17 protein-coding genes are annotated in these 18,490 nt (G+C 51.2%); 5 read left to right on the top strand and 12 right to left on the bottom strand.

The features are described from left to right. The first annotated feature begins 35 nt into the window (after nucleotides 1-35). Nucleotides 36-779, top strand: coding sequence for a hypothetical protein (locus FMR86_RS08345; RefSeq protein WP_163350639.1), 744 nt, complete (start codon nucleotides 36-38; stop codon nucleotides 777-779). A 76-nt stretch (nucleotides 780-855) separates the two neighbouring features. Here FMR86_RS08345 and FMR86_RS08340 read toward each other — a convergent pair whose 3' ends face one another. Then, nucleotides 856-2,274: a mannose-1-phosphate guanylyltransferase/mannose-6-phosphate isomerase gene (locus FMR86_RS08340; protein ID WP_163350638.1), complete on the bottom strand. Its 1,419-nt coding sequence runs from the start codon at nucleotides 2,272-2,274 to the stop codon at nucleotides 856-858. A gap of 322 nt (nucleotides 2,275-2,596) precedes the next feature. Between FMR86_RS08340 and ychF the strand changes: the two genes are divergently transcribed. After that, entirely contained in the window at nucleotides 2,597-3,697 is a 1,101-nt protein-coding gene (gene ychF / locus FMR86_RS08335; RefSeq protein WP_163350637.1) for a redox-regulated ATPase YchF, read from the top strand. A 156-nt stretch (nucleotides 3,698-3,853) separates the two neighbouring features. Here the strand turns inward: ychF and FMR86_RS08330 are convergent, their stop codons facing one another. Continuing rightward, nucleotides 3,854-4,777: a DMT family transporter gene (locus FMR86_RS08330; RefSeq protein WP_163350636.1), complete on the bottom strand. Its 924-nt coding sequence runs from the start codon at nucleotides 4,775-4,777 to the stop codon at nucleotides 3,854-3,856. Between the two features lie 186 nt (nucleotides 4,778-4,963). Here FMR86_RS08330 and FMR86_RS08325 point away from each other — a divergent pair, with 186 nt between their 5' ends. After that, nucleotides 4,964-6,097, top strand: a complete 1,134-nt coding sequence (locus FMR86_RS08325; protein WP_163350635.1) for a hypothetical protein — start codon at nucleotides 4,964-4,966, stop codon at nucleotides 6,095-6,097. Nucleotides 6,098-6,188: 91 nt separating this feature from the next. Here FMR86_RS08325 and FMR86_RS08320 read toward each other — a convergent pair whose 3' ends face one another. From FMR86_RS08320 to FMR86_RS08285, 8 genes are all read right to left on the bottom strand, one after another. Next, nucleotides 6,189-6,557 carry a response regulator gene (locus FMR86_RS08320; RefSeq protein WP_163350634.1) on the bottom strand — a complete coding sequence of 123 codons (369 nt, stop codon included), beginning with the start codon at nucleotides 6,555-6,557 and terminating at the stop codon, nucleotides 6,189-6,191. A 127-nt stretch (nucleotides 6,558-6,684) separates the two neighbouring features. Continuing rightward, the gene (locus FMR86_RS08315; protein WP_163350633.1) at nucleotides 6,685-7,515 is read right to left on the bottom strand and encodes an FAD/NAD(P)-binding protein; all 831 of its coding nucleotides are present in this window, start codon (nucleotides 7,513-7,515) and stop codon (nucleotides 6,685-6,687) included. Then, complete coding sequence (locus FMR86_RS08310; RefSeq protein WP_163350632.1) at nucleotides 7,508-8,566, bottom strand: 4Fe-4S dicluster domain-containing protein; 1,059 nt, start codon at nucleotides 8,564-8,566, stop codon at nucleotides 7,508-7,510. Before FMR86_RS08310 ends, FMR86_RS08315 begins: the two co-directional genes overlap by 8 nt. 2 nt (nucleotides 8,567-8,568) lie before the next feature. Next, nucleotides 8,569-9,528 carry a 4Fe-4S dicluster domain-containing protein gene (locus FMR86_RS08305; protein ID WP_163350631.1) on the bottom strand — a complete coding sequence of 320 codons (960 nt, stop codon included), beginning with the start codon at nucleotides 9,526-9,528 and terminating at the stop codon, nucleotides 8,569-8,571. 30 nt (nucleotides 9,529-9,558) lie between these two features. Beyond that, nucleotides 9,559-10,023: a hydrogenase iron-sulfur subunit gene (locus FMR86_RS08300; RefSeq protein WP_163350630.1), complete on the bottom strand. Its 465-nt coding sequence runs from the start codon at nucleotides 10,021-10,023 to the stop codon at nucleotides 9,559-9,561. Further along, nucleotides 10,011-11,969, bottom strand: coding sequence for a CoB--CoM heterodisulfide reductase iron-sulfur subunit A family protein (locus tag FMR86_RS08295; RefSeq protein WP_163350629.1), 1,959 nt, complete (start codon nucleotides 11,967-11,969; stop codon nucleotides 10,011-10,013). Before FMR86_RS08295 ends, FMR86_RS08300 begins: the two co-directional genes overlap by 13 nt. Nucleotides 11,970-11,997: 28 nt before the next feature. After that, nucleotides 11,998-12,888, bottom strand: coding sequence for a CoB--CoM heterodisulfide reductase iron-sulfur subunit B family protein (locus tag FMR86_RS08290; protein ID WP_163350628.1), 891 nt, complete (start codon nucleotides 12,886-12,888; stop codon nucleotides 11,998-12,000). Then, a complete protein-coding gene (locus tag FMR86_RS08285) occupies nucleotides 12,885-13,445 on the bottom strand; it encodes a 4Fe-4S dicluster domain-containing protein (RefSeq protein ID WP_163350627.1) in 561 nt (186 codons plus the stop codon). The genes FMR86_RS08290 and FMR86_RS08285 overlap by 4 nt, the downstream gene beginning before the upstream one ends. A 584-nt stretch (nucleotides 13,446-14,029) precedes the next feature. On the opposite strand from FMR86_RS08285, the gene FMR86_RS08280 reads away from it, so the two are divergent. Next, nucleotides 14,030-14,509 (top strand): cytochrome c family protein, encoded by a 480-nt coding sequence (locus FMR86_RS08280; RefSeq protein ID WP_163350626.1) that lies wholly within the window; start codon nucleotides 14,030-14,032, stop codon nucleotides 14,507-14,509. Between the two features lie 10 nt (nucleotides 14,510-14,519). Further along, on the top strand, nucleotides 14,520-16,508 hold the full coding sequence (locus tag FMR86_RS08275) for a methyl-accepting chemotaxis protein (protein ID WP_163350625.1): 1,989 nt from the start codon (nucleotides 14,520-14,522) through the stop codon (nucleotides 16,506-16,508). A gap of 328 nt (nucleotides 16,509-16,836) precedes the next feature. On the opposite strand, the gene FMR86_RS08270 is transcribed toward FMR86_RS08275, so the two are convergent. Then, nucleotides 16,837-17,256 (bottom strand): hypothetical protein, encoded by a 420-nt coding sequence (locus FMR86_RS08270; protein WP_163350624.1) that lies wholly within the window; start codon nucleotides 17,254-17,256, stop codon nucleotides 16,837-16,839. A 67-nt stretch (nucleotides 17,257-17,323) separates the two neighbouring features. Then, the gene (locus FMR86_RS20685) at nucleotides 17,324-18,397 is read right to left on the bottom strand and encodes an OmpA family protein (protein ID WP_163350623.1); all 1,074 of its coding nucleotides are present in this window, start codon (nucleotides 18,395-18,397) and stop codon (nucleotides 17,324-17,326) included. Nucleotides 18,398-18,490: the final 93 nt, after the last annotated feature.

Below are 18,490 nucleotides of genomic sequence, written 5' to 3'. Positions count from 1 at the left end.
ATAATGAATATAATTTCATAAAATGGAGGCCTGCCATGAAGATTGGGTCAGCAAATAATGCTAATTCTATGAAGATTAATGTCGTTAATCTTGCAGAAGAAAGAGAAAAAATAGCAGAGCAGTCACAGCAGCCAGAAGTAGAATCTGAAGATGCTGAAACACAGGAAAATCATATTTCCATAAGTGCCAAACCTTTGAATATGATGGCTGGCAGTTTTGTCCATGCTGATGGAGCCAATGATGACGATAACTACAGCTTGATGAATTTAAATGGAATCAAGAGTCAGCAGAACTTGATGGCCAAATTTAACACCTTTATGGTTGATTTGGTCGCTGACCGAATGGTGTATACAGATAAGTTAATAGAATCAGGACTCTCTGTTACAGATGCTAAAGCTGCGGCGGCAGCAGAATTTGAGAAAAAGGGTGTTGAGGCGCATAAAAAGTTAGGTAAAGAGCTAAGTGAAGAAGAGCTTGAGAAGCAGGCAGAAGAAACAAAAGAATTTACCGAAGAGCGCACCGAAGATGTAGTAGAAGAAAAGCAGGAAGAAAAAGCTGCTGAAGCGAAAGAGGCTGAAGAAGAAGCTGAAGCAAAGGTAGAAGATAAAATAGCTGCCAATGCCAGAGAAGCTGTCGAGGGTACAAGTGCTGACGAAGGGGGCGGTGCTGATCCAGTAGCCGCTAAATCCGGTGCACTGGGTGCTGAGCCATTGTCATCTGATGCCGGGCCAGCACAAAAAGGGGATGGTGTTGGTGAAAATGTAGACGAATTTGTTTAAGATTGCCGGCATAAATAAAACAGGCGAAGAGCACACAACTCTTCGCCTGTTTTATTTCGTATTAAAAATCTAAAAACTACCCCTCAGACCGCCCATAAATATCCTCAAACCGCTGGATATCATCCTCACCAAGATAACTACCGGTCTGGACCTCAATGAGCTCAAGGTTGATCCTGCCGGGATTCTCCAAGCGGTGCATGGCCCCTATGGGGATGTAGGTGGACTGGTCTTCCTGCAGTAAAACTTCCTTTTCGCCGACTAATACTTTGGCTGTGCCCTTGACTACTACCCAGTGTTCGGCGCGGTGGTGGTGCATTTGCAGGGAGAGTACCCCGCCGGGTTTGACGATGATTCTTTTGACCTGAAAACGTTCTTCAAGATCCACGGTCTCGTATGATCCCCACGGGCGGTAGACCCTGCGGTGATGGTCTACTTCGCTGCGCTCCTGCTTTTTCAGTTCCGCAACCAGACCGGAGACTTCCTGACCGTGCTCGCGCCCGGCAACCAGTACGGCGTCCGGGGTTTCGACTACGATTACGTCATCAACGCCGACCACACCGACCAGCCTGCTTGAGGATTGCAGGAAGCTGTTGGCCACGTTCTTGGCATGTACATCCCCGGAAATTACGTTGCCGTTTTCGTCCGGCCTGCGTTCGGTCATCAGGGAATCCCATGATCCGATGTCAGACCAGCCGCCGTCAAAGGGGACCACGCTCAGGTTTTCGACCTTTTCGATTACAGCGTAGTCAACGGACTTTGCCGGGCTGGATTTGAAGCTTTCCTCTTCAAGACGCACAAAGTCGAGGTCAACGCGGGCATTTTCTGTGGCATTGCGGCAGGCGGTGTGCATTTCCGGTTCAAGCTGGTCCAGATGTTTCAGGAAAACGTCCGGGCTGAACAGGAAGATACCGGAGTTCCAGAGATAGTTACCGGATTTAAGGTATGTCTTGGCCGTGTCGAGGTCCGGCTTTTCAACGAATTCGCGCACTGCCTGCGGAATAATGGGATCGAACTCTTTGCTGGTGCGGATATATCCGTACCCTGTTTCCGGCCTGTCCGGTACAATGCCGAAAAGAACCAGATCGCCTGATTTGGCAGGCCCGGTCCCGGCGGTGACTGCGGCTTCAAAACGGTCCAAATCGTGAATGGCATGGTCCGAGGGCATGACCAGCATGAGTGCTTCCGGGTGGTTTTTGCGGATATGGAAAGCTGCCGCAGCAATGGCCGGGGCGGAATTGCGGCCCTGCGGTTCCAGAAATATTGCTTCAGGCTGGATGTTCGCTTCCCGTAGTTCTTCTGCGATCAGGAAACGGTAGCTTTCATTGCAGACTACAATGGGCGCTGTGGCAGAATCCAGTGCGCAACCGCGTTCAACAGTATTGCGCAGCAGGGAATGTTCCCCGGTGAGATTCAAAAGCTGTTTGGGATGTTTTTTGCGCGAAAGGGGCCAGAGTCTTGTACCGCTGCCGCCGGAGAGAATTACAGGAATGATCATGATTTACCTGCCTGAAAAGTATGTTCGGGAGATAATTCCCATAGTTATATGCCATCACGTATACACGCTTCACAGGCAGTGTGCAAACACAAGGGCGTAACTCAGTAGAGAAAGACACATAATCAACACTTGCCCATCCCCGCAAAGACGGGTATTGAGGGTCCGCAACATGTGAGACTATCTTTATAGATAGCAAAAACGAAAGACTTACCTTTCACGGCAGATCATCCCGGATAGATTCAACTTTTCATGCAGCAGCCGTTGCATGTGCGGGATTTTTGCGGCGTGGAAAGGAATTTATATTTTTTTAGGAGAATTTCTTATGGCTCTCAGTATCGGTATCGTGGGACTGCCCAACGTCGGTAAATCCACACTTTTCAATGCCCTGACCAAGGCCCAGAACGCGGAAAGCGCAAACTACGCTTTCTGTACCATCGAACCCAACAAGGCTGTTGTTCCAGTCCCGGACGAGCGCATCGACAAGTTGGCCGAGCTGGTTAAACCCCAGCGCGTGCAGCAGTCCACTGTTGATTTCATTGACATCGCCGGGCTGGTTGAAGGCGCGAGCAAGGGTGAAGGTCTCGGTAACAAGTTTCTCGGCAACATCCGCGAAACTCAGGCTATCCTTCACGTTGTACGCTGCTTTGACAACGATGACGTCATCCACGTTGCCAACTCCGTTGATCCACTGCGCGACATCGAGGTTATCGAAACCGAGCTGATTCTCGCTGACGTGCAGGCTCTGGACACCCGCATCGAGGGCATGAAGAAAAAGATCAAGGGCGACAAGACCCTCGGTCCTAAAATTGCCGAAGCTGAAAAGCTGCTCGAGCACCTCAACGAAGGCAATCCCGTGGGAACCTACGGCGAGCTGGATACCGACAACATGGACGAAATGCTCCGTGATCTGCGTCTCATCACCGCCAAGAACGTGATCTACTGCGCCAACGTGGACGAAGAAGGCCTCACCGAGGACAACGATTACGTCAAAAAAGTGAAGGCTCTTGCTGAAGAACGCGGTGCAGAGTTCGTCAAGATTTCCGCCAAGATGGAAGAAGAGCTGGTCGGTCTTGATGAGGAAGAATACAACGAATTTCTCGAATCCTACGGCGTAACCGAATCCGGTCTGGCAAAGATCATCCGCACCGGGTTCCACACTCTGGGCATGATCAGCTACTTCACCGCCGGGGTAAAGGAGGTCCGCGCATGGACCATCCATGACGGCGACAAGGCTCCCCGTGCCGCCGCAGCAATTCACACCGATTTCGAACGCGGTTTCATCCGTGCTGAAGTTATCGGTTACGACGACTACGTAAGCAACGGCAGCGAAGCAGCCTGCCGCGCAGCCGGAGTGCTCCGCGCTGAAGGAAAGGAATACATCGTAAAAGACGGCGATGTTATTCACTTTTTGTTTAACGTGTAAGGCTTAATGCCTCCGGCGGCCCTTCGGGGACCAAAGAAACTTTTTGAAAAAAGTTTCTCTGGACTCTTCAAAAACTTTTATTAGGGCTTCGCCGCTTTGCATTATGAATTTGCGATAATAAATCCCGTAATATCTTTTTGATATTGCGGGATTTTTTTATCTCTTTTTCAGCACAATCACCCCGATCACAATTAAAAAACACCCCGCCCATTGTTCCAGCGTCATGTATTCGCCGAGCATGGGGATAGCCGCCAGTCCGGTCATCATGGGTTCGGTGGTCAGCAGGATGTTGACTACTGAGGGAGACAAATGGGTTAGACTGGAGTTGATCAGGGTCCATCCGGTCATGGACGGGCCGATGGCAAGGGTCAGGATACAACCCCAGCCCTTCCAGTCCACTCCGGGCATGAGCATTGCCGCAGGGGTCGGGGCTGCGCCGGGGATTGAGTTTCCGGCGAAAAGATTGATGATCAGCATGTAAAAGGCGGCGATTCCGAATACGTGCATGAGTACGCTGTAAGAACTTATGTTGCGCTTGGCGCATTCGCGGCCCATGATTGTGTAGGCTGAGAAAAATACGCTGGAGAGCAGCCCCAGAAACATGCCCATGGGGGTTAGCGAGAATTCGGACATGGACTTGATTCCGCAAACCAGTCCGCAGCCGAACAGGCAGAAAAGGATAGAGGGCAGGATGCGCAGGGTCGGTTTTTCATCGCCCAGTGCCCACTGGGCCAGCACAGTAATGGGTACGGATACATAAACCAGCACTGTAGCCACCCCGGCTCCGTTGAAATATACCGATCCGCCCCAGATGCCGTTCAGCCCGACCAGTACCAGCCCGTAGGCGGCCAGTAGGCCAATATGCTCCCGTTCAAACCTGAGTTTATGCGGTTTGAAAATTTTTAACCCGGCCATGAGAATTGTGCTGACAAATAGATTGCGCCAGAAGGTGACCACAAAGATGGGCTGGGCGTAATCCACGACCATGATTTTTATGAAAATACCCACAAGCGAGATAAGCGCGGCTCCGGATAGAACCTGCGCCACCCCAAGGCTGGTGGATGATTTGGGCTTGAGCATATTTTTTATCCTTCAATATATTCATAGCGCATTTCAAATGCGCAGAGGCACAATATTTCAGGAGTTTAAAATCTCAAAGCAAAATCTGGCGGCTTAAGATTTCTCTTTTGTAATTAATTTGACCTGATCATGTAATGCTGGATAGATGAGAGTCAGCAAAACACATAAATACAGCGAGGATTAATTATGCCCAAAGTTTTGCCACGACTTATAACCGCTCTGCTGCTTTTCCTGCTCGGCGGCTTCATTCTGTTCATGCTCAACCAGATCGCCGGGCTGGCCCAGCTTTGTGCGGTGTACATTCCTACGTCTCACGATTACGTGCTCTTCGGCTTGAGTGGATTGTTTATGGTCATCTGTCTAAGCCCGTTTGTGATGCACCTGTGCCGCCCCGGACCGCTGGTCATGCCGGATAATCCCACCCCGGCCCAGCAGCGGGAATTCATCCGCAAGCTGCGTAAAAGACTACGCGGCAACAGGTATATCCGTGAAGCGGCATTGCCCCTGAATACAACTGAAGATCTTGATGTAGCCCTTGAGCATCTGGACCGTATTTCCACGGAAAAAATGAAAACTGTGGCCTCGCGGATTTTCCTGTCCACGGCAATTTCCCAGAACGGGCAACTGGATTCATTCATCGTGCTCGGAACCCTGACCAAGCTGGTTTGGGATGTTTCAAAAATTTACAACCAAAGACCCTCTTTGCGCGATATGCTGGCTGTCTACGCCAATGTGGCGGGTACGGCCTTTTTTGCCAGCGCAGTGGAAGAACTGGACATTCAGGCCCAGATTGAGGCGATCATGTCCCCGGTACTTGCCGGGTCGGCACTGGGTATGATCCCCGGAGCCAGCGGGCTGACCTCCATCGTCACCGCTTCCATTCTGGACGGCTCCACCAATGCCTTTCTGGCCCTGCGGGTGGGCATCATCACTCGCGGTCATTTTAATTTCCATGCAGAGCGCAACTCTCCGGGCTACCGCAGGGCGGTCCTGCGAGAGGCAGCGGGTATGCTCCTTTCCATTGCCATGGGGTCCACCAAGACCATCACCACTGCCTACCTGAAGACCATCACCGGAGCAGCCGGGGAAAAAGCGGCCAGCGCGGCCAAAAAAGTTGTGGATTCTACAGATAAGGCATTTCAGGCCACCAGCAAGGCAGCCAAATATTCCGCAGAACAGGTTGGCAAAGTGGCCCGTTTCGCGACATTCAAAAGTGATAAACAGGAAGAATCTGAGCCTGAGCCGGAAGCGGAGACTATGAAAGAGAAAGCGGGTAAAAAGCTGGGTAAGGTCAGAAATTTATTCCGCAGAAAGAAATAGAGCGGCGAAGCCCCGATAAAAGTTTTAGGAGAGTCCAGAGAACCCTTTTTCAAAAGGGTTCTTTGGCCCTCGGAGAGCCGCCGGAGGCATCTTAGCTCGTAGCTTCTTCAATAACTCCAATCAGGGTATTGAAATCAAAAGGCTTGCACACGTAATGTTCTATTCCGGCCTGCTTGAATTTGTCTCTGGCATCGGTAAAGCAATGCCCGGTCATGGCAATTATGGGTGTTTTGGATTTTTCACCGAAAACAAAGTCATCGCGGATTCTGCTGATGGCTTCGTAGCCGTCCATTTCCGGCATCTGGATATCCATGAGGATGCAGTCGAATGCGGATTCATGCAGCTTGTCGAGGGCTTCAAGGCCGTTACAGGCAGTGGTGACAGTGTGCCCCTGCTTTTCAAGCAACCGGGAAGCGGAGAGGGTGTTTATCTTTTCGTCATCAACTAACAGTATTTTCATGATTATATAGTAATAAGAAAAAACCTTTGCTGTAAAGATAAAGCCAAAACAAAACCCCGTCCTTGATTTTACATCAAAGACGGGGTTCCTTTTTGCAATTTAAGTCCAGCCGCAAAGGGCGGAGTAATTACATTTCGTTCGGCAGTGCCTTGAGCTGTTCGTATGTGTAGACGGGGCCGTCCTGACATACGTAGCTGGTGCCGATGTTGCAGCGGCCGCAGATGCCGACGCCGCATTTCATCCGTTTTTCAAGTGTGGTGATGATCTGATTGTCTTTGAAACCGAGCTTGGCGAGAGCCTGCACGGTGAATTTGATCATGATCGGCGGTCCGCAGGTTACTGCGTATGCGTTTTTAGCAGAAGGCTTGATGTCAAGCAGCACGTTGGGGATCAGACCCACGTTGTGCTCCCAGCCTTCGTATTCCGCATCAATGGTCAGATGGGTGTCGAGGTCATCGCGCTCCATCCATTCAGGCAGTTCGTAGCTGAAAGCCATGTCTACAGGGCTTCTTGCACCGTAGAGCAGGGTGATCTTGCCGTAGTCCTTACGGTTATCCAGCATGTAGTAGAGCAGGGTCCGCAGAGGAGCCATACCGATACCACCGCCGACGAAGACAATGTCTTTGCCTTTCATTTCTTCGTAAGGAAAGCAGTTACCCAGAGGTGCGCGAACGCCGATCTGGTCACCGGCACTTAAGGTGTGCAGCTTTTCAGTAACCTCACCAGTGCGCATGACACTGAACTGCAGGTAGTCCATGCGGGTGGGGGTTGAGTTGATTACGAATGTTGCTTCACCGATCCCAAAGGCGGACAGCTGTCCCACCTGACCGGGTTCAAAGGTGAAGTTCTTTTTGATTTCCGGGTTGTTGAGAGTTACCCGGAAAGTCATGATATTGTGAGTTTCCTGAATGACCTCCTGAATGGTGGCCATTGCAGGAAGATAAGGATTGCTAGTCATTTGCCTTCTCCTTTGCTTCGTATGCAATAGCGTTCAGGACGATTTCACGGATATCCACACCCACGGGACAGCTCTTGATGCAGCGACCGCAACCGCAGCAGGAGATAACTCCGTCGTGCAGGTCCGGGTAGTAGCTGAATTTGTGACCGACCCTGTTTTTAAGGCGGTGGGCCTTGGTGGGGCGGGGGTTGTGTCCGCTGGCTTCCATGGTGAACATGGAGGACATGCAGTTGTCCCAGCTTCTGATGCGTTCGCCTTTTACACCGTCAGATTCGTCGGTGATGTTGAAGCAGTAGCAGGTGGGACAGAGATAGGTGCATGCGCCGCAGCTGAGGCATTTTGCAGACTGTGTTTCCCAGAAGTCCATGTCGTCGAAAGCTTCGAGAAGCTTTGCCGGAGCCTTGGAGAGGTCCTTGGCTTCGCCCATGGACTGGTCGGCGTCTGCGCGGAACTTGTCGGCGTCAGCCTGTTTGGAGCCGCCGTCTTCAAGCAGGGAGCTTGCCAGCAGTGCTTCGCCGCGGTCGCTGACTGCTTCAAGGAAGTAGCCGCCGTCAACGGGAACCATGAGCACGTCGGACCCGGTGGGGTCGGACGGGCCGGAACCTACCCAGTTGCAGAAGCAGGTGGTTTCGCCTTTTTCACACGCCAAGGTGATGAAGAAGGTGTTTTCCCTGCGGGCTTTGTAATATACGTCCACGTGCTTGCCGTTCAGGTAAACACGGTCGAACATGGTGAATCCGCGGGCGTCACAGGGACGGCTGCCGAAAACAACCCATGATGAATCTGGAATGGTTTCCTTTACATCAAGGGCCACTTTCTCTGGATTCTCAAGATCTTTGATGTGGCTGAATTCAACTAAGGTTTCACTCTGGGGAAAGCAGGCCTTTTTAGGGGGCGCGGTTGCTTCACGCTCGATGTTGAAACCTTTCTTGGAGTCGTAGGGCTTGAAGACAATGGAATCGCCCTCGTTACGGGGAGCGAGAACCTCGTGCTTCTGGCCCAGTTCTTCCAGCCATGCCGATACTTTGTCGGATTTGATGAATTTTGCCATGGCTACCACTCCTTCTCCTTGATGGTAGGTTCTTCAATTTTGAAGGTCTGCAGCGGCGGAGTCGCCTCGGGATCAAGACCGGCTTCGTAGTTGAAGACTTCCTTGATTTCCTTGTTGAACTTCTTCTTGAAGAGCAGGATGGGAATGTCTACCGGGCAGGCGCGCTGGCACTCACCGCACTCGGTGCAGCGACCGGTGAGGTGGTAAGCGTGGATAACCTGAAACATCCACTTGTCGCGGACGTGGGCTTCCTGGCTGAGCCAGTGCGGATCGCGGGACTGCGCTACACAATGGTCGCGGCATACACACATGGGGCATGCGTTGCGGCAGGCGTAGCAGCGGATGCAGCGGTCCATCTCACCAAGCCAGAATGCGAATTTTTCTTCGGTGGACTTGGCTTCGAACTCTTCGAGATCCTTGTAGCCGTCTTCAAAGGAAGCGGTTGCTTTGATCTCTTCACCGACAAACTGGTCGGAGAGAACTGCATTGGGGTAGCGGCAGGTCTGGCATTTGTCGGCCAAAACGTCTGCCATGGGCAGCTTGTGCTCTTTGCCTGCGACGGTGAGCTTTACTTCAGAATCGCTCACTTCGCAGGATTCAACCATGCCTGCATCACCTACAGCGCGGCGGATCTTGACCTGATCCACAACGCCGCTGCAGCCGAAACCGAAGATGGTTACGTCGTCGCGGTTGATGAGGTTTTCCTGCAGCAGTTCAACTACGCTGCGGCTGTCGCAGCCTTTGACCACGATACCGACCTTTTTGCCCTTCAGGGAGGGCAGGTAGGTGGCAAGGTTGTGAACGCAGAGTGCGTCCACTTTCAATTTATCTACATCTGCTTCACTGCGCATGAAGTGCGGAGTGGCGTGCAGGGGATCGAAGCTGTCCGTCCAGCCGATGACCACATCAAGCTCAGACAGTCCGTCCTTGATTTGCTTTTTAAGATCTTCCAGATTTTTCACTCTGTTTCTCCTTAGGTGGAACAGCCCCGGCTAAAGGGATGCTTCCATCAATTTGAGTGTCTCCTCAGCATCCGGGCCTTCGATCTTACGGGCCGGGCCGAGTTTGTGAATCTGTTCGGTGAACTTGGTCACAACTTCCTGCCAGCGCTGGCCTTCTGATGCGGAAACCCAGGTGTAGTCGAAACGCTCAGGATCGATTCCCAGCATGGGGATGAACCTTTTGAGCATTTCCAGCCTGCGGCGGGCATAGAAGTTACCTTCAGCGTAGTGGCAGTCATTGGGGTGACAACCGGACACGAGCACTCCGTCCGCACCGGACATGAGTGTCTTCACAATAAACAGAGGATCAATCCTGCCTGAACAGGGAACCTTGATGACTCTCAGGTCAGTCGGCTGGGTGAATCTTCCTACGCCTGCGGTGTCAGCACCGCCGTAGGAGCACCAGTTGCAGAGAAAACCGACGATTCTGAGTTCTTTACCTTCTAGAACCGGCATACTGCGTTAACCTCCGCAAGAATCTGATTGTCAGTGAAGTGCTGGAGCTGGATTGCACCCTGCGGACAGGTGGATGTGCAGATACCGCAGCCCTGACAAATTGTTTCAATCACCTCAGCTTTGGGCTGCCCGCGGAAGTCTACTTCTTTAATAGCTCCAAAGGGGCAGGTGCTGATGCATTTGCCGCAACCGATGCAGCGTTTGATATCAACTACAGAAACCGCGGGGTCACTTTCCAGCTGGTCCTTGGCGAACATGGCCAGAACCTTTGCCGCTGCCGCGCTACCCTGCGCAACAGAGGAAGGAATGTCTTTGGGACCCTGACATGAACCGGCCAGGAAAACCCCGGCGGTGTTGGTTTCAACAGGCTTGAGTTTGGGGTGGCCTTCCATGAAGAAACCGTAGGCATCGTAGGAGATGCGCAGCTTCTTGGCCAGATCGGATGCGCCCACGGCAGCTTCAGCACCCACAGCGAGGACTACGAGGTCCGCGTCCACTTCGACCTGTTCACCCATGAGGGTGTCGGCGCCGCGGACAACGAGTTTGTCGCCCTTGGGGTAGATCATGGACACGCGACCACGGATGTAGCGTGCTTCGTATTCTTCCTGCGCCCTGCGGGTGAATTCATCGAACATCTTACCCGGGGAACGGATATCCATGTAGAATACGTAGGACTGTGAATCCGGGCAGTGGTCCTTGGTCAGGATGGCCTGCTTTGCAGTGTACATGCAGCAGAAACCGGAGCAGTAGGGACGTCCGATGGATTTGTCACGGGAGCCTACGCACTGGATGAAGACCACGTTCTTGGGTTCCTTGCCGTCGGAAGGACGCTTGATGTGACCTTCGGTGGGGCCGGAAGCGGAGAGCATGCGTTCGTACTGCAGGGAGGTGATTACGTCGGGGTATTCACCGCCGCCGTATTCTCCGTATACAGTCCAGTCCACGAGGTCGAAACCGGTGGCCGCAACAACTGCGCCCACTTCTTCAACTACGAATTCATCCACCTGATCGTAAACGATGGCTTCAGAGGGGCAGACCTTGGCGCATACGCCGCATTTATCGCGTTTGATTTTGATGCAGAAGTTGGGATCAATAACCGCTTTCTTGGGGATGGCCTGCGGAAAGGGAATATTGATGGCGGGTGCTTTACCCAGATCTTCGTCAAAGGGGTTGTCAGCTTTTTTGCTGGGGCATTTTTCCATGCAGATTCCGCAACCGGTGCATTTGTCCCAGTCAACATAAGTGGCTTTTCTTTTAACTTTAACAGAGAAGTTACCCACATAACCGTTTACTTCCTCAATTTCCGAGCAGGCGTAAAGGGTGATGTTTGGGTGCTGGGCAACGTCAACCATGCGGGGGCCGAGGATACAACTGGAGCAGTCCACAGTGGGGAAAGTCTTATCCAGTTTAGCCATCTTACCGCCGATGGAGGATGTTTTTTCAACAAGGATAACATCGAGGCCGCCGTCCGCGCAGTCAAGCGCAGCCTGAATACCGGCAACACCGCCGCCCACAATCATAACCCTTTTGTTCATGTCAAAGAATTTGGCATTGAGGGGTTTGTTGTTGAGCAGTTTAGCCGCTGCCATGCGGACAAGGTCAACGGATTTATTGGTGTTGGCTTCGCGGTCCCGACCGATCCAGGAAACGTGTTCGCGAATGTTGGCCATCTCGAAAAGGTAGCGGTTAAGGCCCGCTCTTTCGAGGGTTTTGCGGAAGGTGGGTTCGTGCATTCTGGGTGTGCAGGATGCCACGACCACGCCGTCGAGTTTGTGTTCCTTGATTGCTTCTATGATCTCGTCCTGTCCGGGTTCGGAGCAGGCGTACATTGTATCTGTTGCGAAAACAACACCGGGGAATTCCCGTGCGGCTGCGGCAACGGCAGCGGTGTCCACGGTACCTTCGATGTTTGTCCCGCAATGGCAGACAAAGACTCCTATTTTCATTTAAGTCTTCTCCTTAGCAGGGTTTCCGCTATTTTTTCTCTTCTTTGCCGATGGCGGCAAGAGCTTTACGGGGGCTCACGCAGAGCTTGTCCATTCCCATTTCTTTTTCACTCATGCCGAGGGCGATACCCATGAGCTGGGTGTAGTAGAAGATGGGCAGGTCGTGCCTGGCACCTGTGGCGGAGTTGACCTGAGACTGGCGCAGGTCAAGGTTCATCTGGCACAGGGGGCAGGCGGTAACCAGTGCGTCAACACCGAGATCGTCTGCCACGTCAAGCAGCTTTCCGGACAGGTTCATGACCACATCCTTGCGGGGAATACCGAAGGAGGCACCGCAGCACTCTACCTTTAAAGGAAAGGGCAGTACGGTGGCACCCATGGCTTTCATGATGTTGTCCATGGCCATGGGGTGTTCGGGGTCATCGAAGTTCATCACTTCCGGGGGACGGTTCATGATGCAGCCGTAGTAGGCGGCAACTTTCAGCCCTTTGAGCGGTTTGATGGTGCTTTTCTTCAGCGCGTCAAGACCTAAGTCTTCCACGATGATCTGGAGCACGGATTTGGTCGCAACCCCGCCGTTGTAGGGATTGTCCAGCAGTTTGTTGACCTTGTCGCGCATCTCGTCTTTTTCCATACGATGTTCTGCGGTCTTGAGGTTGGTCAGACAGCTGGGGCAGGGGGTGATTGCGGTGTCCATGTTCATCTTCTCCACCAACTGCAGGTTGCGGGCGGAGAGTGCACTGGAAAGGGTGTGGTCCACGGTGTGAGCCGGGGTGGAACCGCAGCAGCTCCAGTCCGGGATGTCTGTCAGCCGGATGCCCAGCTTATCACAGACAGCCCGGGTGGACATGTCATATTCCATGGATGTTCCTGATCCGGAGCATCCGGGATAGTAGGCGTATGTTAAGGAATCACTCATTTGCGGGACTCCTCTTCGAATCTCTTGAAGATTTTTTTGATTTCATCCTTGCCCTGAATTTCGTGGGGTTTGAAATGCATTTTGCCTTTGGGCAGCACTTTCGGTCCCAGATCAAGGTCGGTCCAGAAACGTCCTGTTTTGGCTACATAAGCCGCAAGCAGGCCCACTTCGAACACTCTTCCGTTGTTTTCAACGGAATCGAGGAAGCTGTCCCAGAATTTTTTGACCGTGGGTACGGAAGCGTATCCTTCCCTGCGGGCCATGTGGCGCAGCACATCCATGATGTGGGCCACGTCGATGTTGTTGGGGCACCTTGTGGTGCAGGATTCACAGGTTGCGCAAAGCCAGATGGATTTGCACTTGAGCACGGTATCCTTTTGCCCTGCCTGAACGAGACGCATGATTCTGCTTACAGGGATGTCGTACGCGAATGTGTACGGGCACCCGGCGGTACAGTTACCGCACTGGTAGCAAAGGGACATGTCCTGTCCGCTTTCTTTTTCTACCTGCTTTACAAAATCGGCATCGTAAGTCTTGGTAATGTTAACTATTCCCATAAATGAGTAGCCGCCTTCCGCTTTAAAAGTCCGGTGGAGCAGACCTTTAGTTTCCGTAGATTGGCTTAAAGATTATTGACAGAGTATGGATTCTTAAGAGGCCGTATTCTGCCAGAACTTCTAGGTATACTGCAAGTGGTAATAACGTGTTTCAACGCTGTTTCTTTATCTTAAAGTTACTTTGTGGATAATTTAAAAATCAGGCAACTAAAATTTCGCTTAATCTCCTTAAGTCTTTTTGAAAAAAGACGATAGATAATCTGTTTGCCTATTACGTTGCCTGAGTGTGGTGACAATGAGATTTAAAATATAATGGTTGGGCTTGTTTTTTATGTTTTTTTTATTGAGACAAGTTTTGAGGTGGTTTATAACTGAGTTGGTTTAAAACCAAATGTTGTGTTCTTGTTACTGTTGGTTGTCAGAATGTTAAATTGTACTTCACTTCTATATTAAAAAAAGGTATTCAAATAGGAGTACATATATATAGTTCGAGACCGAATCTGAGAGTGGGACGGCCATAATGTATACGGAAGTGGTGTCTGGGGTTGTTTGGTGATAGGGACTGTCAAAACAATGGGGTAATTATGATGGGAAGAGGTTTTGCCGTGCGAATAGGGGTGTTTGTTGCGGTCATTGTTGTTTACAGCTGTGCGCTGGCCGGATACGGGATAACCGATTCGGCTGTATACGTGGGGTCTGAGGCATGCGAAGAATGTCACGAAGTGGAATACCGCAACTATAAAAAATTTTCCAAAAAAGCCCATTCCGCTAAAAGCGTGAAGATAATGGCTTCAGATCTCGATGCCGATGAACTGAAGGAATGTTTTGTCTGTCATGCTACCGGATATGGGAAGCCCGGCGGTTTTACTTCTTTTGAAGAGACCCCCCACCTTGCCGATGCCGGTTGTGAAGTCTGTCATGGTCCCGGTTCCCTGCATGTGGAAGACGGTGATCCTGAATTGATCAAACTCAAAATGACCATCGAAGAATGCGAAGTCTGCCACAATGCGGAAAGGGTCAATAACTTTAACTACAAGCCGCTGATTTTCGGCGGTGCGCACTAGGGAGGCGGGTATGAATTTTATCAAGACTTCCCTCGGCAACAAAGTTATGGTCCTGACCTCTTTGCTTACGGCCACTGCTTTTATTATCCTCTTCCTTGCCAACTCTTTCTGGCAGCAGAATACCATGATGGAAGAGATTGAAAGTAATGCCTATAAAACTGCGGACATGCTGCAGTTGGCCATCCGTGAGCCCATGGCAAAGGGTGATAACCGTGCAACAACTGAAAAATTCGCTACTGTTTCCAAAAAATATAAAGATGTTGAGATTTACCTGACCAACTTTAAGGGCAACATCACCTACTCCACTAATACCGGTGATATCCGTTCCGACATCAAAGATAAAATTCGTGATAAGGATATAAATTCCATTATTGCGAACAGCCTTAAGAATCCCCTTAAAGACGGACTTCTTTCCGAAATTAACGGCAGGGAAGTTTTTGTTGAGGTGGAGACAATCAAAAACGAAAAAGGCTGCTACCACTGCCATGGCAGAAGACAGCCGGTTCTCGGTTCACTGGTCATGGTGCAGGATGTTTCGCATCAGTTCGCAACTTTCCATGCCTCCCAGTTTAAAGGGGCGGCACTTTCTTTTTGCGGATTCATTTCCCTGCTCGCAGCTCTCCTGTTCTTCATGCGCAGGTCTATTGTGAACCGCATCCAGATTATCTCCGGTGCGACCAGTGATTTCGCACAGGGTGACCTTGATGCGAAGTTTGATGTGGACAGCTGTGACGAGCTTGGTCTGCTTGGGGATAACCTCGGTGAAATGGCCCGGCAGATCAAGGATCAGCTGGTTTACAACCGTGGTGTGCTCAGCGGCATTAATGTACCTATGTTCGTGACTGACGGCGAGGACAGGTTTGACTTCATCAATGGTCGTTTGCTCGAAATCCTCGGCAAGACTGAGTCTGATGTGCTCGGCAAGCCTGTGGGAGATATTTTCCGCAGTGAAGGCAAGTCCATAACATCCGGAGCAAAGCCCAGAGGGTTGCTAAGATATGAAAGGGAAGACGGGGTGGAATTCCCGTTGCGTTATCAGGTTTCACCTTTGCTTAATGCCGAAAATGAGACTGTCGGAGCCATCGCGGTGACAATTGATCTCACTGAAGAGGAGGCCAATCGTAAGCATATTGAGCAGCAGCAGGAAGCTCTGCTTGAAGTTGCGAACGAGGTGACTGAAGTGGCAAGGAATCTGCTTTCCTACACCACAGAGCTCTCGCAGCAGATGAATGAGCTTACTTCAGGTGTTGATACCACTGCCATGCAGACCGGACAGGTCGCCACCGCCATGGAAGAAATGAACGCCACAGTGCTTGAGGTTGCCCAGAATACCAGCGAAACCGCCGAAGCTTCCGACAGGGCCAATTCCGTTGCCCGTGACGGTGGACAGGTGGTCAGCAACACTGTTTCAGAAATTCATATTGTTACCGAAACCACGGAAAAGCTTTCCGGTATGCTGGCCGACCTTTCGGAGCGGGCCATTAATATCGGCGAGGTCATGTCCGTGATTAACGATATTGCCGACCAGACCAACCTGCTGGCACTCAACGCAGCTATCGAAGCAGCCCGTGCCGGTGAGGCCGGACGCGGTTTCGCAGTCGTTGCCGACGAAGTCCGCAAGCTGGCAGAAAAAACCATGGGTGCTACCAACGAAGTTGAAAGTGCCATCTCCCTCATTCAGCAGTCCACCAATCAGGTGGTGTCCGAGATGGGCGGCGTACAGGGCAGAGTTGAAAACTCCGTGCAGATGGCCGAAGGAGCAGGCGGTGTTCTTGATCAGATCGTAAACGAAAGTGAAACCATTGCCGATATGGTCCGGGCTATTGCAACAGCTGCCGAGCAGCAGACTGCCACCAGTGACGAGATCAACAACAGCGTCACCGAAATCAACAGTCTTTCGCAGGCCTTGTCCGAAGGTATTCAGAATGCCAACTCCAATATTCAGGAAGTGGCGGAAATGGCTGAAAAACTGAGTCAGCTGGTCGAACGATTCAAGTAAGATTATCGTAAATAAATTAAACGGCCCCCTTCCGCTTTTGCGTAAGGGGGCCGTTTTTGTTTGCCTCCGGCGGCTGGGGAAGGGGRACTTTTGGGAAAAGTTCCCCTTCCCCAGACCCCATCCCCTCAAAACTTTTTAGTAAGCTTCGCAGACAGTTTGGTTAGGCAGCTTTCAAATAGAAAAACGCAATATCAATCAAGATATTGCGTTCATATTTTTAAAGCTGTTTTGCCGCTCTATATGCGAAGCTTACTAAAAAGTTTTGGGATTCTTAAACCCTTTTTTCAAAAGGGTTTAAGGCCCCCGGCAGGGTCGCCGAAGGCTGCCTTTAACGCCAGCCTTTGCCGGAGTTGCTGAAAATTTCAGTGATGCGGATATTTTTTACGGGTTTGAATTTGTTGGCCCGTGCTTCCTGCGGGTTTTTTCCGGTGCTTTCGTAGATGGTCTCAATGTATTTGAGCAAGCCGACCATGCCTTTGGACTTGGCACTGGTTCTTTTTACTTTGCAGGATATAGTGTCGGGTGAAATGGCGTGATAGCGGGCAAGATAGCTGCCGTCCTTTTGCGGGAGAATCTCCATGCGGCTGAATCCTTTGATGTGGCTTTTGTTCAGCTTGACCACCCAGCCGATGGCGAAATTTTTAAATTTAGCAAGTTCCTGCGGTGTTCCGGGCTGTGAGGCGGATGCCGTTGCGCAGAGCAGCAGGCAGATAAAAAGTGATGTCAAAAGCTTGCGGGCAAGTTTCATCAGGTACTCCAAATTAAGAAAAGGGTGGAAGGAATTATCCTTCCACCCTTTTTTATTGTCGAGACTTCTAGTCTTCTACGTCGATTTCAACGCGGCGGTTAAGCTTGCGTCCTTCTTTGGTCTTGTTGTCATACTTGGGGTTCAGTTCGCCGTAGCCTTTTACCTGCAACCGTTCAGGAGCAACACCGTTTGCTGCCAGCCAGTCGGCAACGGCCCTGGCTCTGCGCTCGGAGAGGCCCTGGTTGTATGCTTCGGAGCCGGAGGAGTCAGTGTGTCCGCCAACCAGAACCTTGAGGTTGGGGAATTCGTCGAGCAGTGCAGCTGCTTCGGTCAGTGCGGGAACCATTTCATCAGTGATCTGGTATTTGTCGAAACCGAAGTTGAAGTTGCGGAAAACGATTTTTTCCTGAACCGGAACTACCGGGGTGATTACTACTTCTTCAATTACTTCAACGATGAGTTCTTCTTCCTGAGTGTAGAATACGTCCTGCGCGAATTTATCGAGAACAGCTTTGTCTGCGAGGGCGGTGGCGTCAACATAAACACCACAGGGGGTTAGGCTGGCCATGCGCTTCAGGTTGGACTTGCCTTTCGCGGTGTCGGCAACGCTGATGACGTGCAGGCAGAAACGGTCACCGTATTTTTTAGCCATGTCGGAAACAACACGGATGGGGCTGCGTCCGCTGTTGGACAGACCGTCGGAAACAAAGATTACCGCGAATTTGCCCTGCCAGTTCTGGACTGCATTATCAAGATCTTCAAAGCCTTCGCCCATGGGGGTGGACTGGAAGAAAGGCAGGTCGCTGGGTACGGAAGCGAGTCCTTTAGCCATGGCTGATCTGCTGAAAATTGATTTGGGAGCGTAGGTCGCAAAGTCGGGCATGGCGTAAAGAGCAGAGTCGTAACCCAGCTCGGGAACAACGTTGTTCAGTCTTTTCAAGGCGTTGAGTCCGGCAATGATTTTAGGGTTGCCGGTGGAGCCGTAAGACTGGGACATGGACGGAGAGGTGTCTACGAAATATGCGAAGGCATCAACTTTGGGTTTGAGTACAATTCTGGATTCCGCAAAGGCCATAGAGCCGAAGGCCAGAAGAGCGACTAAGGCAACTGTCAGGGTTAAAACAACTTTTCTGCTATGCATTATGAAAGTCCTCCGGTAATTGGGTTGACGGTTGTTGGTAGCAATTTTTACTCAATTAAAATTAAGGTATTGGCAGACCTTAATCAATAGTTT

Origin of the sequence: Desulfovibrio sp. JC010, assembly GCF_010470675.1 — a bacterium.
Classification (GTDB): Bacteria; Desulfobacterota; Desulfovibrionia; order Desulfovibrionales; family Desulfovibrionaceae; genus Maridesulfovibrio.
This window is presented reverse-complemented; position numbering and strand designations above follow the sequence as displayed.

What these genes read in the sequence shown, in the direction of transcription:
- FMR86_RS08345 (WP_163350639.1), top strand. Translation starts at nt 36, where the DNA reads ATGAAGATTGGGTCAGCAAATAATGCTAATTCTATGAAGATTAATGTC.
- FMR86_RS08340 (WP_163350638.1), bottom strand. Translation starts at nt 2,274, where the DNA reads ATGATCATTCCTGTAATTCTCTCCGGCGGCAGCGGTACAAGACTCTGG.
- ychF (WP_163350637.1), top strand. Translation starts at nt 2,597, where the DNA reads ATGGCTCTCAGTATCGGTATCGTGGGACTGCCCAACGTCGGTAAATCC.
- FMR86_RS08330 (WP_163350636.1), bottom strand. Translation starts at nt 4,777, where the DNA reads ATGCTCAAGCCCAAATCATCCACCAGCCTTGGGGTGGCGCAGGTTCTA.
- FMR86_RS08325 (WP_163350635.1), top strand. Translation starts at nt 4,964, where the DNA reads ATGCCCAAAGTTTTGCCACGACTTATAACCGCTCTGCTGCTTTTCCTG.
- FMR86_RS08320 (WP_163350634.1), bottom strand. Translation starts at nt 6,557, where the DNA reads ATGAAAATACTGTTAGTTGATGACGAAAAGATAAACACCCTCTCCGCT.
- FMR86_RS08315 (WP_163350633.1), bottom strand. Translation starts at nt 7,515, where the DNA reads ATGACTAGCAATCCTTATCTTCCTGCAATGGCCACCATTCAGGAGGTC.
- FMR86_RS08310 (WP_163350632.1), bottom strand. Translation starts at nt 8,566, where the DNA reads ATGGCAAAATTCATCAAATCCGACAAAGTATCGGCATGGCTGGAAGAA.
- FMR86_RS08300 (WP_163350630.1), bottom strand. Translation starts at nt 10,023, where the DNA reads ATGCCGGTTCTAGAAGGTAAAGAACTCAGAATCGTCGGTTTTCTCTGC.
- FMR86_RS08295 (WP_163350629.1), bottom strand. Translation starts at nt 11,969, where the DNA reads ATGAAAATAGGAGTCTTTGTCTGCCATTGCGGGACAAACATCGAAGGT.
- FMR86_RS08290 (WP_163350628.1), bottom strand. Translation starts at nt 12,888, where the DNA reads ATGAGTGATTCCTTAACATACGCCTACTATCCCGGATGCTCCGGATCA.
- FMR86_RS08285 (WP_163350627.1), bottom strand. Translation starts at nt 13,445, where the DNA reads ATGGGAATAGTTAACATTACCAAGACTTACGATGCCGATTTTGTAAAG.
- FMR86_RS08280 (WP_163350626.1), top strand. Translation starts at nt 14,030, where the DNA reads ATGATGGGAAGAGGTTTTGCCGTGCGAATAGGGGTGTTTGTTGCGGTC.
- FMR86_RS08275 (WP_163350625.1), top strand. Translation starts at nt 14,520, where the DNA reads ATGAATTTTATCAAGACTTCCCTCGGCAACAAAGTTATGGTCCTGACC.
- FMR86_RS08270 (WP_163350624.1), bottom strand. Translation starts at nt 17,256, where the DNA reads ATGAAACTTGCCCGCAAGCTTTTGACATCACTTTTTATCTGCCTGCTG.
- FMR86_RS20685 (WP_163350623.1), bottom strand. Translation starts at nt 18,397, where the DNA reads ATGCATAGCAGAAAAGTTGTTTTAACCCTGACAGTTGCCTTAGTCGCT.